Below are 16217 nucleotides of genomic sequence, written 5' to 3' on the forward strand. Positions count from 1 at the left end.
GAAAGCATAAGGGTGCTTCTAATCAATTTTTAGATAAAATCACCCCAAAATAGTGTCACACGAGAGTGACAGTTGTCAGGAAAATGGTAATGAGTATGGATATAAAAGAGATTGCAGAACAGTACGGTACACCGCTTTATGTGTATGATTTTGACTATATCGAAGAGAGATATAACAGCCTCAAAGAGGCTTTTGCAGGGAAAAAATCACTGATCAACTATGCAGTCAAAGCAAACTCGAATCTTTCAGTTATCGCACATCTTGCAAAGCTTGGTGCGGGTGCTGACTGTGTAAGTATCGGAGAAGTAAAAAGAGCACTGAGTGCAGGTGTGAGTAAATACAAGATCATCTTTTCAGGTGTAGGGAAACGTGATGATGAGATCCGGGCGGCACTTGAGTATGATATTCTTTTGATCAACCTTGAGAGCGAGGCTGAGATGAAACGTGTGGAGATGGTGGCAAAAGCGCTCGGTAAAGAGGCACGTATCTCGATCCGTGTAAATCCGAATATCGATCCACAAACCCATCCGTATATTTCGACGGGACTCCATGAAAATAAATTCGGTGTCGATATCGAAATGGCAAAACGCATGTATATCTATGCAAAAAAATCCGAGTTCCTCAATCCGGTAGGTATCCACTTTCATATCGGGTCACAGCTTACCAAACTGGAGCCTATCGCAGAAGCATGTGGCATCGTGGCGGATCTGGTACGTTCACTGAATGCGATTGATATCGATATCAAGTTCTTTGATGTAGGCGGCGGTATCGGTGTAGTCTATGATGATGAACAGACCATACCGGCTCAAGCGTATACAGAGACGATCTTTCAGGCGACTAAAGGTCTGGATGTAACGATACTGTGTGAGCCCGGACGTTATATGGTAGCCAATGCAGGTGTATTCCTTACTAAAGTACTTTATGAAAAAGTCAATGAAGATAAACGCTTTGTGATCGTAGACGGAGCAATGAATGACCTGATCCGTCCGAGCCTTTATAATGCTTACCATAGAATCGAAGCGATAGCAAAAGAGGGGGATAAAACACCTGCAGATGTTGTAGGACCTGTATGTGAGAGTGGAGACTTCTTCGGAAAGAATGTACCGCTTCCTCCAATGGAACACAATGATCTGATCGCTGTACATTCAGCAGGTGCTTACGGGTTCACCATGGCGAGTAACTACAATACACGTCCAAAAGCTGCTGAAGTAGCGATACAGGGTGATAAGGTAAAACTAATCCGTAAGCGTGAGACGTATGAAGATCAGGTTCGTTTGGAGCTTGAGTGTATGGAGGAGAGCGCTAAGTAACCGGCGCCAGCTAAAGGAGTATGAGCATGACTTTGGATGAGCTTCGTCAGAATATAGACAAGATCGATGATACGCTTTTGGAACTGTACAATCAACGTATGGATCTTGTACATAAGGTCGGTGAGTTGAAAAATACTACCGGTGCACCGATCTACCGGCCCGAACGCGAGCAGGCGATTCTCAATCGTCTTAAGGCAAAAAACAAGGGGAAATTGACAGATGTAGCGATCGATGCACTTTTTTTAGAGATGTTTGCCGTGTCGCGTAATCTGGAACTTCCGGAAGGCGTAGCCTATCTTGGACCTGAAGCAAGTTTTACCCATCAGGCCGCTGAGAGTAAATTTGGTGCGTTAAGTGCCTATCTTCCTATCGCTTCGATCCAGGGTGTATTCCGTGAAGTTACCAAGGGGACGGCAAAGTTCGGTGTGGTACCGATAGAAAACAGTTCAAGTGGTATCGTAAGTGATACGATCAGTTCACTGGATGAGTATGACCTTAAGATCATCGCTGAAGTGGTGATCGATGTGCATCTCTCTTTTGCTACACTCTCTGAGGATATCAAAAAGATCAATAAGATCTATTCCAAGGATATCGCCTTTGGACAGTGCAGAATGTTTATGGAAGATCTAGGGCTTAATGAGATTGAACATATCCCTGTAGAGTCGACGGCAAAAGCGGCAAAACTTGCATTGAAAGATGAGAATGCTGCTGCGATCTGTCCGTCAGTAGCCGCGAAGCTCAATAACCTGCCGATACTTTTTGATAATATCGAAGATGATACAAGCAATCGTACACGTTTCTTTGTCATATCAAACTTTGATAACTTGCCATCGGGGGATGACAAGACCTCGTTACTTGTCAAACTTGACAATAAACCGGGATCTTTGGTGAATTTTCTGAATGATTTTGAGAGATCAAATATCAATCTGATGAAGATCAAGTCACATATCGTAGAGGGGAAATCGATCTTCTTTATCGAATTTTTGGGGCACAAAGATGATGAGAAGATAAAGCCGATCCTGGAAAAGCACGGAGATAAGATCAAAGTGCTTGGATCTTATGTCCATGAAGCAGATGATGTATAAAATTTCAAAAAGAAGTAAAAGATGAATATTCAATTTAATAAAGTACTTAAAGGTATTAAAACCTATGAGGCGGGCAAGCCTATCGAGCTGGTAGTACGTGAATACGGTATTGCTCCCAAAGACGTGGTGAAGCTTGCTTCCAATGAAAACCCAATCGGTACAAATCCGGCAATCGCAAAAGTGATCAGGTCTCATGCAGATATCGCTCACCTCTATCCCGATGACAGTATGTTCGAACTGAAAGCTGCACTCGCAAAGAAATACAGTGTAGAGGATAACAACATCATTATCGGTGCGGGGAGTGACCAGGTACTGGAGTTTGTTTCGCGCGCCGTACTTGATGAAAATGCTTCAGTGCTGATGAGCGGCGTAACCTTTGCGATGTATGAGATCTATGCAAAGCAAGTGGGGGCAAAGGTCTATAAGACGATGAGTCATGAGCACAAGTTTGAAGAGTTTATGGAAGCATACACTATGTATAGACCAAAGGTTGTCTATATCTGTACGCCAAACAATCCTACCGGTGATGCGACAAGCAGAGAGGATGTGATCAAACTGATCGAAGCGATGGGGAATGATACCGTCGTCGTGGTAGACGGTGCCTATATGGAGTATGCCGCTGCAAAAGATGAGAAGTACCGTATCACACCGAATGATCTAATGGGATATGACAATGTGATCTATCTTGGGACATTTTCCAAAGCACATGGACTGGGCGGAATGCGCGTGGGATACGGTGTTGCACAAGCACCACTTATCAAAGAGCTTTATAAGATGAGACCACCGTTTAACATCACAACACTCTCTTTGCGTGTGGCGATAGAGGCTACGAAAGATGAGAGCTTTGTTGAAGAGAGCATTGCGTTGCATCAGGAGCAGATCAAACGCTATGAAGCATTTGCCGAGGAGAACGGTATCGCTTATATCGATAGCTATACCAATTTTATCACCTACATATTTGATGATAAGCTAAACTCCAGTGAGATAGCGGATGCACTGCTCAAAAGAGGTGTGATCATTCGTGACCTTGCCTCTTATAACATGAACGCGATTCGTATCACTATCGGAACGGAAGCGCAAAATAGTACTTTCTTTAGGCATTTTTCAGAAATCATTGCATAGTATGAAGAGAGTAGAAGTAGTCAAGCCGGCAAGTGTAGAGGTTTCACCTTTTATACTGCATGAGTTTTCGTCATCGAAGGAGACTTCTGCCAAACCTGAAAAAGTAACAAAAAAAGCATTGAAAGCTATCGCAAAAGAGTTGGGGATATCATACGATGAGAGCCATATCGAGTTTGCCAAAAAAGTGATCAATGCGTATGTAAAGAGTTGAAATGAATATCAAAGAGCAATCGATTGAAGAACTTCAGACCCTTGCTGAAGAGATCAGAGAGAAGATACTGCAAACTGTAAGCCAAAACGGAGGACACCTGAGTTCCACCATGGGTGCGACAGACCTGATCATCGCGATGCATAGGGTTTTTGATGTAACCAAAGATCCATTTATTTTTGATGTGAGCCACCAGGCCTATGCCCATAAACTCTTAACCGACCGTTGGGAAAGATTTGAGAGCCTGCGCAGATTTGGCGGTATTTGCGGTTATACCAAGCCGAAAGAGTCTCCGTATGACTATTATGTGGCAGGGCATAGCTCAACGTCAATCTCGCTGGCCGTCGGAGCGGCAAAAGCGATCGCACTCAAAGGGGAAGATCGTATCCCTGTAGCTTTTATCGGTGACGGGAGTATGAGTGCAGGAATGGTCTATGAAGCACTCAATGAACTTGGTGACAGGAAGTATCCTGTGGTGATCATTCTCAATGATAATGAGATGAGTATCGCCAAACCTATCGGTGCGATCAGCAAACTGCTTTCACAAACAATGGCAGGATCATTTTATCAAAAGTTCAAACACAGGATTGAAAAGGCACTGGATCATCTGCCTGAGGGTGCAACCTATATGGCCAAACGTTTTGAAGAGTCTTTCAAGCTGATTACACCCGGGATTATGTTTGAGGAGATGGGGATTGAGTATATCGGACCTGTAGACGGACATGATATCGAAAAACTCATTGAGACATTCGATGTAGCGAAAAAACTTAAAAAGCCTGTCATTGTCCATGCTCAGACAACCAAGGGCAAAGGGTATGAGATCGCAGAAGGTACCAAAGAACACTGGCACGGTGTAGGGGCATTTGACCTTGAAACGGGGAAAACCTTCAAGAAATCCACTGCAAAGGCTGCGACACAGATCTATAGTGAAACACTCGTGGAGATGGCAGACCAGGATGAAAAGATCGTAGGTGTGACAGCTGCGATGCCGAGTGGTACGGGCTTGAGCGCAGCGATGGAGAAATACCCTGACCGTTTCTGGGATGTAGCGATCGCTGAACAGCATGCCGTTACCTCGATGGGGCCTTTGGCAAAAGAGGGCTTCAAACCTTTCTGTACGATCTACTCAACCTTTTTACAACGGGGATATGATCAGGTGATCCATGATATCTGTCTGATGGATATCGGTGTGGCTTTTGCCATCGATAGAGCAGGGATCGTAGGTGAAGACGGGGAGACACACCAGGGTGCATTTGATGTGAGTTATCTCAGGGCGATTCCCAACATGACCCTTCTGGCACCATACAATGAGAGCAGTATGAAAGCAGCAATGAGATTTGCCAAAGAGTATGACTCCCCTTGTGCTTTCAGATACCCAAGAGGTGCATTTCTCGCACCAGAGAGCGGTTGTGAACCGTATGAACTTGGAAAGTCCGTAATGCTTCAGGAGGGCGAAGAAGTACTGTTTATCGGGTACGGTAACGGGGTAGGACGTGCAATGATGACTGCTCAGCTGATGGATCAGGACGTCGGTATTCTTGATCTGCGTTTCGTAAAACCGCTTGATGCCCAGATGCTTTCAACACTCAGTGCCGATTACAAGAAGTGGTATATCTTCTCCGATTCTGCAGCAAAAGGGGGAGTCGGTTCTGCACTTTTGGAATTTTTGAGTGAAGAAGGGATCAATGATGTTTCATTAACCACTTTTGAGTATGATGACGCTTTCATTACACATGGAAATACGAAACTGGTTGAAGAGAGTTTGGGACTATTGCCTGAACAGCTGGCTGCACGGATTCATACGGATCTAAGCCTAGAGAACTGAATAATAGTACCGCACTTCTCCGGAGTGCAGCTCCTGGGTTTAAAAAAGTACTTGAAAAGTGTTTTTTTAAGTTCAGTGACAGTGGACAAAAAAGTGAAGGAATGAAAAAATGGCTAACGAATACATTTTTACAAGTGAATCAGTAACCGAAGGTCACCCGGATAAGATGGCTGACCAGATCTCTGATGCGATACTTGACTATATCATTGATCATGATAAAAATGCAAGGGTTGCATGTGAGACATTACTGAGCAATGGTTTTTGTGTTATTGCAGGCGAGTTGAAGACAACAGCCTATGCTCCAATGCAGGAGATTGCCAGAGAAGTAGTGAGAGAGATCGGTTATACCGATGCGAGTTACGGGTTTGATTACAGAAGCGCAGGTGTACTCAACGGGATCGGTGAACAGAGTCCCGATATTAACCAGGGAGTTGACAAATCTTGCGGTGAGATCGGTGCGGGCGACCAGGGATTGATGTTCGGATACGCGTGTAAAGAGACCCCTGAGTTGATGCCTCTGCCTATCTCATTGGCGCATAAACTGACTGCAAAGCTTGCGGAAGTTAGAAAGAACGGTACGGTACCGTTTTTGCGTCCTGACGGTAAGGCACAAGTATCAGTGAAGTATGTCGATGAGAAACCGGTAGCAATCGATACGATTGTTGTCTCAACGCAGCATCATGACAATGTTTCGCTTGAACAGGTACAAAAAGCAGTACTTGAAGAGGTGATCAAACCGGTGATACCGGCTGAAATGATGCATGATGAGATCACCTACCATATCAACCCGACAGGAAGATTTGTTATCGGTGGTCCTCAAGGTGATGCGGGATTGACAGGGCGTAAGATCATTGTGGATACTTACGGCGGTTCGTGTCCTCACGGCGGTGGGGCATTCTCCGGTAAAGATCCGACCAAAGTAGACCGTTCTGCAGCCTATGCAGCAAGATATGTGGCTAAAAACCTTGTGGCTGCCGGTGCGTGTGAAAAAGCAACGATCCAGATCGCATATGCGATCGGCGTAGCTGCCCCTGTATCGATCTATGTGAATACACATGGAACGGGTGCAGTTGAGGAAGAGAAGATCTCTGCATGTGTCGAAGCACTTTTTGATCTGACACCAAAGGGAATTATAGAAGAGCTTGATCTCCTCAGACCGATCTACAAAAAGACGGCTGCCTATGGACACTTCGGGAGAGAAGATAGCGACTTTACCTGGGAGCAGACACCTAGAGTAGATGAGATCAGAGACTTTCTGGGACTTTAAAAAACACTCTTCTTGAGGCAGTATCTTCACTGCTTCTCCTCTCTAGAGGATCTATTATTTTTTTGCGAAAAGTTATCAATATCACTTATAATAAAAATTTGTTCAAATTTGGATCGCTTTTATAAAAAACGATAAAAATGGCTGTAATATTAAAGATTTATTTAAAATTTTGTGCTATAGTTAACTCACAACAACTAAAGGAGAAAACTATGGCAGTAATGATTAATGATACTTGTATCAACTGTGCAGCATGTATTGATGAGTGTCCGGTAGAAGCTATCGTAGACGAAGATGATAACCCAACAGGTGAGGAGTACTACTACGTATATCCTGACAAATGTGTTGAGTGTGTAGGTCACCATGATACTCCAGCATGTGCTGAAGCATGTCCAACAGAGGGTTGTATCACTTGGGATATGCCATTCACAGCTGATAATAAAGACCACTTTACTGGTGGTAACTACATCGATGGTAACAACTATGTAATGGAAGATGCTGATGCAGAAATGCCATTTGTAGAGGCTATCTCTATGGAAGACAGATCAGCTAGAAAGCCAGTAGTCGAAGACTAATATACTCTTCTTCTTACACAGGGGAAGCCCCTGTGTAAATTCATTCCCCATTTTTATTTAATCTCTATTTAACATTTTTTCTGGTAAAATCCCGGCCGATACTTTCAACTCATGTTTAGATTTGAAGTAAAATTTATGAAGCAGGAATATCCGAATGGAAAGAACACTATCAATTATCAAACCAGATGCAGTTGCAAAAAATGTTGTAGGTCAAATCCTTAGCAGATTTGAAGAAGCAGGTCTTAGAATTGCAGCAACAAAGAAAACAAGACTTTCACGTGTAGATGCAGAAGCATTCTATGCAGTACATAAAGAGAGACCATTCTTTGGAGAACTTGTTGAGTTCATGATCTCTGGTCCGGTTGTAGTATCTGTACTGGAAGGTGAAAATGCAATGGCGAAAAACAGAGATCTTATGGGAGCAACTGATCCTAAAGAAGCTGCTGCTGGTACAATCAGAGCTGATTTTGCTGACAGTATTGATGCAAATGCAGTACACGGAAGTGACTCATTGGAGAATGCAGAGATCGAGATCAACTTCTTCTTTGCACAAAGAGAGATTCACTAACAATAAATTCCCGAAAGCTAGGCTTTTTAGGAGTTTATGATGAAGATTAGATTTGATAAAATAGGTTCAACCCCTAAAACATTTGAGGAGAGCCTTGGAGATGCCACGTTGAGTGGTACGCTTCAAAAAAGTGGATATCATCGTGTGGCATTGGATGCTGTATTGGGTGGGAAAGTAGAGCTTGACTGTGATAGATGCGGGCAAAGTTATGACCAACCACTGGAAGGTGCGTTGAAACTTACCATCAGTGACCAGATGATTGAAGATAAAGATGATTTGGATATAATTGAGTTTTTGGATGGAAACATCGATTTAACTTATATTTTAGAGAGTGAAATAAATGCTCTCAAAGGTGCTTATCACTATTGTGCAAATTGTGACAATGGTGATGAGGATTTTGAGATGGAATTTTAATAAAAAGAGCTTTTGAAGAAAGCCTTTTAGGCAACGCTAGCGTTGTGAGCTGTCCGCTGAGGACTAACGTGAAAAAGGAGCTTGGCTTCTTTTTAAATTAGCATAGAAAAGGATAAAAAATGGCAGTACCTAAGAGAAGACATAGTAAAACTAGAGCAGCAAAAAGAAGAACACACTACAAATTGACACTTCCAATGCCTGTTAAAGATGCAGATGGAACTTGGAGAATGCCTCACCACATGAACATGACTACAGGTGAGTACAAAGCGACTAAAGCATAATCGCAATGATTAGAATTGCAATTGATGCAATGGGTGGGGACTTCGGTCCTGAACCTGTAATTGAGGGTGTGGTTCAAGCACTAGAAGAAAAAAAGTTTATACCTATTCTCGTAGGTGACAAAGAAGAGATTCTCTCATTCCTTCCTCCTTATTATGTGGATAAAGTTGAAATTGTTGAGGCTGGCGATGTCATTGATATGGCAGATGCAGCAACGGACGCATTGAAGCGTAAAGACTCTTCGATCTTTAAAGCAGTTGAACTCGTACGTGAAGGAAAAGCGGATGCAGTAATGTCAGCAGGTCACAGTGGAGCAACCATGACCAGTGCCACATTGAGAATCGGTCGTCTACCGGGGATTTCGAAACCAGGTCTTGCTACACTGATGCCCAGTACAGGAGTACACAAAACATTGGTACTGGATGTAGGTTCGGTTACGGATTGTAAGCCGCAAAACCTTTATGAGTTCGGTGCAATGGGTGAAGCGTATGCTGAGAAGATCCTGGGGATCTCTTCACCAACGGTTGGATTACTTTCTAACGGTTCGGAAGACAGCAAAGGCAATGAACTTACCAAAGCTACGTTCCCGCTGTTGAAGAATCTTAAAGGCTTTATCGGAAACGTTGAAGGGAAAGATATCTTCAACGGTAAAGTCAATGTTGTCGTATGTGACGGATTTACCGGAAATATCCTCCTTAAGACGAGTGAGGGTGTTGTTGCAACGGTCTTTGACCTGATGAAGCTCTACATTAGAAAATCACTGCCTGCAAAGATCGGTGCCTTTATGATGAAGAAAAAAGTCTTTGTCAATATGAAAAAACAGATCGATAAAGATGAGTATGGCGGGGCTCCGCTGCTTGGGCTGAAGGGATGTGCCATCATCTCGCACGGTGCTTCCAGTCCAAAAGCGATCAAGAATGCTGTATTCCAGGCAATACGTTATGTTGAGTCTGACGTGAACACTGCGATAGAAAAGCGTCTGTCAGAAAGTCACTAAAAAACGTATCACCTTCAGAAACAAGAGTACTCTTGTTTCTATGAATCTCCCCCCTTTTTAGAAATTATCACCTAAAAGTATGGTAAAATAACCATCACTATTTTGTTAAGGATAATTATGTCTCCAATTAAGCCAGCTTATGCTTCTTTCAGATCTATAGGTGCCTATGTACCGGAAAAGATCTTATCCAATGCAGACCTTGAAAAGATGGTTGATACCTCTGATGAATGGATTGTGAAGCGTACAGGGATCAAAGAGCGTCATATTGCAGCAGATGATGAGTATACAAGTGATATGGGGGCAAAAGCAGCCGAACTGGCGATAGAACGTGCGGATATTACTAAAGAGGAGATCGATCTGGTGCTCTGTGCGACGGTCACACCGGATCATTTTAACATGCCTTCCACTGCATGTATCATATCTGATAAACTCGGTATTAAAAATGTTCAGGCATTTGATATCTCTGCTGCATGTAGCGGATTTGTTTATCTCCTCTCGCTTGCAAAAGCATTCATTGAGTCGGGTATGAAGAAAAATGTATTGATTATCGGGGCTGAAAAGTTCTCATCGATCGTTGATTATACCGATAGAACCACCTGTATCCTCTTTGGCGACGGTGCCGGTGCGGCTGTGATCTCGGCAACAGAGAACAAAGAGGAAGCCTTTATCGATGTACATGCAAGTGCCGATGGTTCTTACTCTGACTTTTTAGTCACACCGGCTCCCGGTTCGGTACATCCTGCAAGCGTTGCTATGATCGACGAGAAACTGCATTTTGTACAGATGAAGGGAAATGAGACCTTTAAATTGGCAGTGAAAACGCTTACGAAAGATGTCAAAGATATCCTGAAAGATAACAATATCAATGCGGAAGATATCCCGCACTTTATTCCGCATCAGGCAAATTACCGTATTATCAAAGCGGTAGGGGATGCACTCAAGATGAGAGAAGACCAGGTTGCAGTGACTGTGCATAAGTATGGAAATACTTCAGCAGCTTCTATCCCGATGGCGATCAATGATCTTTATGAGTCAAATAAACTCAAAACAGGTGAGCTGATGCTGCTTGATACTTTCGGCGGTGGGTTGACCTGGGCCTCTGCACTCCTTCCGTTTATGGGGAAATAAGTTAGATGCGTATTGGTTTTATCGGTGATATCGTCGGTAAACCCGGGCGTCTTATGCTTAAACGACACCTCAAAAGACTTCAACAAGAACATTTTGTCGATTATACGATAGCCAATTATGAAAATGCTTCCCACGGTTTCGGTTTGACCGAGAAAAACTGTAAAGAGCTCCTGGGATACGGTATTGATATGATGACAGGCGGGAACCATAGTTTTGATAAAAAAGAGATCTTTGAGCTCTTTGAGAGCTATCCTCTGATCCGTCCTATGAACTATCCTCAGAGTGCGCCGGGAAAAGGAATATTTGAGACAACGATTCTGGGGAAAGAGGTGGCGATACTCAACCTTATGGGACACTATACGATGCCTATGGTCGATAACCCTTTTACCATGATCGTTGAAGAGGTGGCACTGCTGCGATCCAGAGGCTTCAAGCATATTATTATCGATATGCATGCGGAAGCAAGCAGTGAGAAGCAGGCACTTTTACATATGCTCAAAGAGGATGTCTCGGCGATTCTAGGTACCCATACCCATGTAGGGACAGATGACCTTCACGTGGTTGATGGTTGCTGCTATATTACGGATGTAGGGCTGACGGGATGTCGGGACGGTGTTATCGGAATGAGGGAAGATGTACCTTTGAGACGTTTCCTGACAGGACTTGGCGGACACTTTGATGTCCCTGATGAGTGTAAAGCGGTACTGCAAATGATCGTTTTCGAACTTGATGATAACGGCGCATGTTTCAGTGCAGAGAAGATCAAGATCTATGATGATAAGCCAAAGATCGTGACTCCGGCTTGGATAGAATAAGTTAACTCTTTCGTTTGATTCTTACTTTTTTAGGATCAAAGAGTTCAATTGCAGCCTTTATCATCGGCTCATCAAGCAGGGTAGAGGGGTCTTTCTCTTTGGCAGCTTCGGTTTCACCTGCTTCCGGTGCGATACAAGAGCTTTTCATCTCCACATCTTCGAGCATAGAGGTTGAGGCGTTGCACTCTTTCTCTTCCTGTGTCGGAGCACTGTTCTCTTCGGGGGATGGCGTTATGGCTTCATCAGATTTTTTTTTTGATTCCTCTTCTCTGTTCTGAGGTGCTTCTTTTGCAATATTGACGATTTTGGTATCAAATCCGAAAAGCTCTTTGACGAACATATTGATCACTCCCCAATGGGTGATCAGTTGTTTCTTCTCCTCTCCCTGTGCTGTGGAGCTCCAGGTAAGTGTACCCTCTTTGAAACTTTCAAACTCGATATTGGTCTCGAAACACATACCCAGTTCAAAATCCCTGTCAAAGATTTTTTGGACCAGTGTCTCAAAGCGTTTTTTGTTAGGATCCAGAACCGTGCTTTGTTCTTGCAGAGGCTCTTCAGGCTTGGCCTCAGATACCGGTTCCTCTGTTATAGGAGATGCTTCCATCTGCTCCATCACTGTATCTTCTTTAACTTCAGGCATTATCTCCTCTGCTTTTTCACCTTTATTTGGTGCTGCGGGAGTTTCATATCTTTCTATCTCCTGCTCAACCGGCTCTGCTTGAAGCTGGGATTCTTCCGCTTGTGTTTCTCTAACCTCTGTATGCGCTGTTACTGTAGGTGCTTGTTCTTCTCTGCTGCCTGGGGTACCAATGTCGGCCTCAGTGATCGTAACCACTTCAGGCTCTCTTTGCGCTAGAGCAGCAGGCATAGTGATCTGTACACCCTGCAGCTCTTTCTCAAGTGACTGTATCATCGTATCGATCTCTTTGATCTGCAGAGCTTCCATCATTTTAAAAAGCGTCAAGGTCAGGATAAACTCACCGTCACTTCCCAGTGCAAGCAGTCCTTTGGACTCTGCAATAATCCTGAAGAAACGCTCTATAATGATCGGAGTCAGGGCAGTGCTCTTGGAGAGCAGTTGTGCCTTCAGGTAGAGGGTTAACTCATCCAGGATCATCTCTGCTTCATAATTGGATGCCATCTTTAGGAACGCTAAGATCTTGTTCTGATCTTTACGGATGATATCCTGGATCAATTGTTCGAGCAGGCTTGGTTCAATGATACCGAGCATATTGGTTACGGTAGTCACATCTACATAGTTTTTGGAGTAGACAATCGCCTGGTCAAGCAGGGTAAGAGAGTCCCTCAAACTTCCTGCACCGGTACGGGCGATGATCTCCAAAGCCTCTTTTTCAAACCCGATATTCTCAAGATTCAGGATATGTTCGAGATGCCCCTCTACCAGGTTTTGAGGAATCTTTTTAAACCTGAAGTGCTGTGTTCTGGAGAGTATGGTGGCAGGCAGTTTGAGGGGGTCTGTGGTAGCCAGGATAAACTTGACAAAGTCAGGAGGCTCTTCGAGTGTTTTAAGCAGGGCATTGAACGCTTGGTTGGTAAGCATATGGACTTCATCTATAATGAAGATCTTGTAACGTGCAGAACTCGGTTTATATTTCGTATGCTCTATAAGATCTTTGATATCATCGATACCGCGATTACTCGCAGCATCCATCTCGATGATATCCATATGGCGGTTTTCGCTTGCCATCACACAGTGCGTACAGACACCGCACGGGTGAGCCGAAGTACCTTTTTCACAGAGCAAAGCTTTTGCAAAGATACGTGCGGTGGAGGTCTTACCGCTACCACGGAGTCCAGAGAAGAGATAGGCATGAGAGAGTCTGTCCCCTTCCAATGCAAGAGAGAGGGTTTGTGACACTGCTTCCTGACCGATAAGATCACTGAAGGTAGCAGGGCGGTATTTTCTTGCGAGGGCTAAAGACACGGTTTGGCTCCAATAGTTTTATTGGTAATATTGTAGTGGAAATTTTCTTTTGATTGTATAATTTATGATAAAAATGAAAGTGCAAAAAGGATCAAAAAATTCTCTCAACCGAGAGGAGAATGGTGCTACAACTCCCCCTAACCACAGATTGGATATAATCCCCGTTATTTAATTCACCAAACATAAGAGAGATATGGAATGCGTTATACTCCAAAAGAGATAGAAACCAAGTGGCAGAAACAGTGGGACGATGAGCAGGCATTTGAGCCTTCAGATTCTTTAGAGCAGAAGAAAAAGTACATTCTGAGTATGTTTCCTTTCCCGAGTGGACGACTACACATGGGGCACGTGCGTAACTATGCAATCGGTGATGCAATCGCACGTTACTACAGAAAGCAAGACTATAATGTACTGCATCCGATCGGCTGGGATGCATTCGGTATGCCTGCTGAAAATGCTGCGATCAAGCATGGACGTCATCCGAAGGAGTGGACCTACTCCAATATCGACTATATGAGAGGCGAGCTTAACGCACTGGGGCTCTCTTTTTCCAAAACACGGGAGTTTGCCACCTGTGATCCGCTCTATACCAAGTGGGAGCAGGAGTTTATCATCAAGATGTTTGAGGCAGGACTGCTTTTCCGTGAGTCGACAACGGTCAATTGGTGTCCGCACGATCTGACGGTATTGGCCAATGAACAGTTGGAAGAGGGATGCTGCTGGCGTTGTGGAACAGAGGTGGTACAGAAAGAGATGCCGGGCTACTACCTTGATATAACCAAGTATGCCGATGAGCTGCTCGAAGACCTGAAAATGCTTGAGGGGAAATGGCCAAACCAGGTACTGACCATGCAGGAGAACTGGATCGGCAAGTCACAGGGGCTTGAGTTTGAATTTGAACTGAGCGAAGAGAGCAAGGCAAAGCTTGACGGTAAGTTTGAGAAATACTCGGTCTTTACCACACGTCCAGATACGATCTACGGGGTCAGCTACTCCGCACTTGCCGCAGAACACCCTATCACGAAGTATCTTGTAGAGCATAATCTTCTAGATGAAGAGAGAGCTGAAAAGATCACAGCGATCGCCAATATGGGTGAACGTGAGAGAGCACAGGCGGACAAAGAGGGGTATCCTCTCGGTATCTCCGTGATCCATCCGCTTACCGGTGAAGAGGTACCGGTATGGACGGCAAACTTCGTACTTGCAAGTTACGGTGGCGGTGCGGTGATGGCCGTACCTGCCCATGATGAGAGAGATCATGAGTTTGCGACCAAGTATGACCTTCCGATCAAAAGAGTGATCAGCGGCGGTGAAGAACTGCCGTATACCGGTGAGGGTGAACTGATCGATTCAGCGGCATTTACCGGACTGGCGAACTATGAGGCGAAAGCAAAGGTCATTGCAACCTTTGAAGAGGCAGGATTCGGTAAGGGTACAACCAACTACAAACTGCGTAACTGGGGTGTAAGCCGTCAGCGTTACTGGGGTGCACCGATCCCGTTTGTTCACTGTAACGCTTGCGGACTGGTACCTGAGAAGATAGAGAACCTTCCAATCGCGTTGCCTGATGATGTGGAGATCACTGGCGAAGGAAATCCGTTGGATAACCATCCGACCTGGAAGCAGTGTAAGTGTCCGAAGTGTGGAGGGGATGCTGTACGTGAGACCGATACGCTTGATACCTTTGTTCAGTCAAGCTGGTATCAGTTCCGTTATGCAACCAATCCTAAAAAGTGGAATGAGGTAGGTATCGATAAGGATGAAGCGAACTACTGGCTGGGCGTAGACCAGTATATCGGCGGGATCGAACATGCGATCCTGCACCTTTTATACGCTAGGTTCTTTACAAAAGTACTTCGCGATCTCGGATATGTAGATATCGATGAGCCGTTCAACAGACTGCTTACGCAGGGGATGGTCACCATGGATGGTGCCAAGATGAGTAAATCCAAAGGAAATACCGTAGACCCTGACAAGTTGATCGAAGAGTATGGGGCAGATACGGCAAGACTCTTTATCCTCTTTGCTGCACCGCCGCAAAAAGAGCTTGAGTGGAATGACAATGCCGTGGACGGTGCATTCAGGTTTATCAAAAAGCTTTATGACAGAGCAGACAGAGTGACAAGTAAAACATTGCCTGAGATCGACCATGGAGCACTCTCCAAAGAGGCTAAGCTTGCACGCCAAAAGGTCTATGAAGCACTGCAGAAATCAGCAGATGTCTATGAGAAGACCTTTGCATTCAACACACTGATCGCAGCGTGTATGGAGGCGATGAACGCATTGGATAAACAGGAGAGCGGTGAGGTATGGAGCGAGGGAATGTATGTGATGCTGAACCTCCTTGAGCCTATCATCCCGCATGCAGCAACCGAACTGAGTGAAGTGCTCTTTGAACGAGAGAACCTCAAAGCACTCCTTGAAGTCAAAGAAGAGGTTTTCGTGCAAGAGAGTATCCTCTATATGGTGATGATCGGAGGGAAGAAACGTGCAGAGTTCGAGATCAACCCTGGTGCTACTCAGGATGAGATCCTTGCTGCAGCAAAAGCAGAAGGTGCGAAGTGGCTTGAAGGGATGCAGATCGTCAAAGAGATCGTGGTTCCGAACAAACTGGTCAATCTTGCAGTGAAACCGGCAAGTTAATGAGGAGTGAGGAAGTAGGAATGAGGAGTGAAAGTATGC

Annotated in this window: 14 protein-coding genes and 1 pseudogene; 14 read left to right on the forward strand and 1 reads right to left on the reverse strand. The window is 44.6% G+C overall.

Going from position 1 to position 16217, the window contains the following annotated elements; genetic code table 11:
- Positions 1–89: 89 nt before the first annotated feature.
- The 13 genes and pseudogenes from lysA to AC4JOV_RS01900 all read left to right on the forward strand — a co-directional run bounded on the left by lysA (position 90) and on the right by AC4JOV_RS01900 (position 11590).
- Positions 90–1310, forward strand: a complete 1221-nt coding sequence (lysA, locus tag AC4JOV_RS01840; protein WP_229936822.1) for a diaminopimelate decarboxylase — start codon at positions 90–92, stop codon at positions 1308–1310.
- 26 nt (positions 1311–1336) lie between these two features.
- On the forward strand, positions 1337–2395 hold the full coding sequence (pheA, locus tag AC4JOV_RS01845) for a chorismate mutase (protein WP_229936821.1): 1059 nt from the start codon (positions 1337–1339) through the stop codon (positions 2393–2395).
- Positions 2396–2422: 27 nt separating this feature from the next.
- Positions 2423–3517 (forward strand): histidinol-phosphate transaminase, encoded by a 1095-nt coding sequence (hisC, locus tag AC4JOV_RS01850; RefSeq protein WP_229938384.1) that lies wholly within the window; start codon positions 2423–2425, stop codon positions 3515–3517.
- Position 3518: 1 nt separating this feature from the next.
- A complete protein-coding gene (locus AC4JOV_RS01855) occupies positions 3519–3728 on the forward strand; it encodes a hypothetical protein (protein WP_229936820.1) in 210 nt (69 codons plus the stop codon).
- Between the two features lies 1 nt (position 3729).
- A complete protein-coding gene (gene dxs / locus AC4JOV_RS01860) occupies positions 3730–5550 on the forward strand; it encodes a 1-deoxy-D-xylulose-5-phosphate synthase (RefSeq protein WP_229936819.1) in 1821 nt (606 codons plus the stop codon).
- 109 nt (positions 5551–5659) lie between these two features.
- A complete protein-coding gene (metK, locus tag AC4JOV_RS01865) occupies positions 5660–6817 on the forward strand; it encodes a methionine adenosyltransferase (protein WP_229936818.1) in 1158 nt (385 codons plus the stop codon).
- A gap of 209 nt (positions 6818–7026) precedes the next feature.
- Positions 7027–7234, forward strand: a pseudogene (locus AC4JOV_RS01870) (4Fe-4S dicluster domain-containing protein); the annotation flags it as partial.
- Positions 7235–7543: 309 nt separating this feature from the next.
- Complete coding sequence (gene ndk, locus AC4JOV_RS01875; RefSeq protein ID WP_229936817.1) at positions 7544–7957, forward strand: nucleoside-diphosphate kinase; 414 nt, start codon at positions 7544–7546, stop codon at positions 7955–7957.
- Between the two features lie 39 nt (positions 7958–7996).
- The gene (locus AC4JOV_RS01880) at positions 7997–8371 is read left to right on the forward strand and encodes a YceD family protein (RefSeq protein ID WP_229936816.1); all 375 of its coding nucleotides are present in this window, start codon (positions 7997–7999) and stop codon (positions 8369–8371) included.
- Positions 8372–8490: 119 nt separating this feature from the next.
- Positions 8491–8652, forward strand: a complete 162-nt coding sequence (rpmF, locus tag AC4JOV_RS01885) for a 50S ribosomal protein L32 (protein WP_229936815.1) — start codon at positions 8491–8493, stop codon at positions 8650–8652.
- A 5-nt stretch (positions 8653–8657) separates the two neighbouring features.
- Complete coding sequence (gene plsX / locus AC4JOV_RS01890; protein WP_229936814.1) at positions 8658–9647, forward strand: phosphate acyltransferase PlsX; 990 nt, start codon at positions 8658–8660, stop codon at positions 9645–9647.
- 117 nt (positions 9648–9764) lie between these two features.
- The gene (locus tag AC4JOV_RS01895) at positions 9765–10775 is read left to right on the forward strand and encodes a beta-ketoacyl-ACP synthase III (RefSeq protein ID WP_229936813.1); all 1011 of its coding nucleotides are present in this window, start codon (positions 9765–9767) and stop codon (positions 10773–10775) included.
- A 5-nt stretch (positions 10776–10780) separates the two neighbouring features.
- The gene (locus AC4JOV_RS01900) at positions 10781–11590 is read left to right on the forward strand and encodes a TIGR00282 family metallophosphoesterase (RefSeq protein ID WP_229936812.1); all 810 of its coding nucleotides are present in this window, start codon (positions 10781–10783) and stop codon (positions 11588–11590) included.
- A 1-nt stretch (position 11591) separates the two neighbouring features.
- On the opposite strand, the gene AC4JOV_RS01905 is transcribed toward AC4JOV_RS01900, so the two are convergent.
- Positions 11592–13535 (reverse strand): DNA polymerase III subunit gamma/tau, encoded by a 1944-nt coding sequence (locus AC4JOV_RS01905; protein ID WP_229936811.1) that lies wholly within the window; start codon positions 13533–13535, stop codon positions 11592–11594.
- A 198-nt stretch (positions 13536–13733) separates the two neighbouring features.
- On the opposite strand from AC4JOV_RS01905, the gene leuS reads away from it, so the two are divergent.
- Entirely contained in the window at positions 13734–16178 is a 2445-nt protein-coding gene (gene leuS, locus AC4JOV_RS01910) for a leucine--tRNA ligase (protein ID WP_229936810.1), read from the forward strand.
- The last annotated feature ends 39 nt before the right edge of the window (positions 16179–16217 follow it).

This window comes from Sulfurovum sp. MH2-6 (assembly GCF_058374785.1).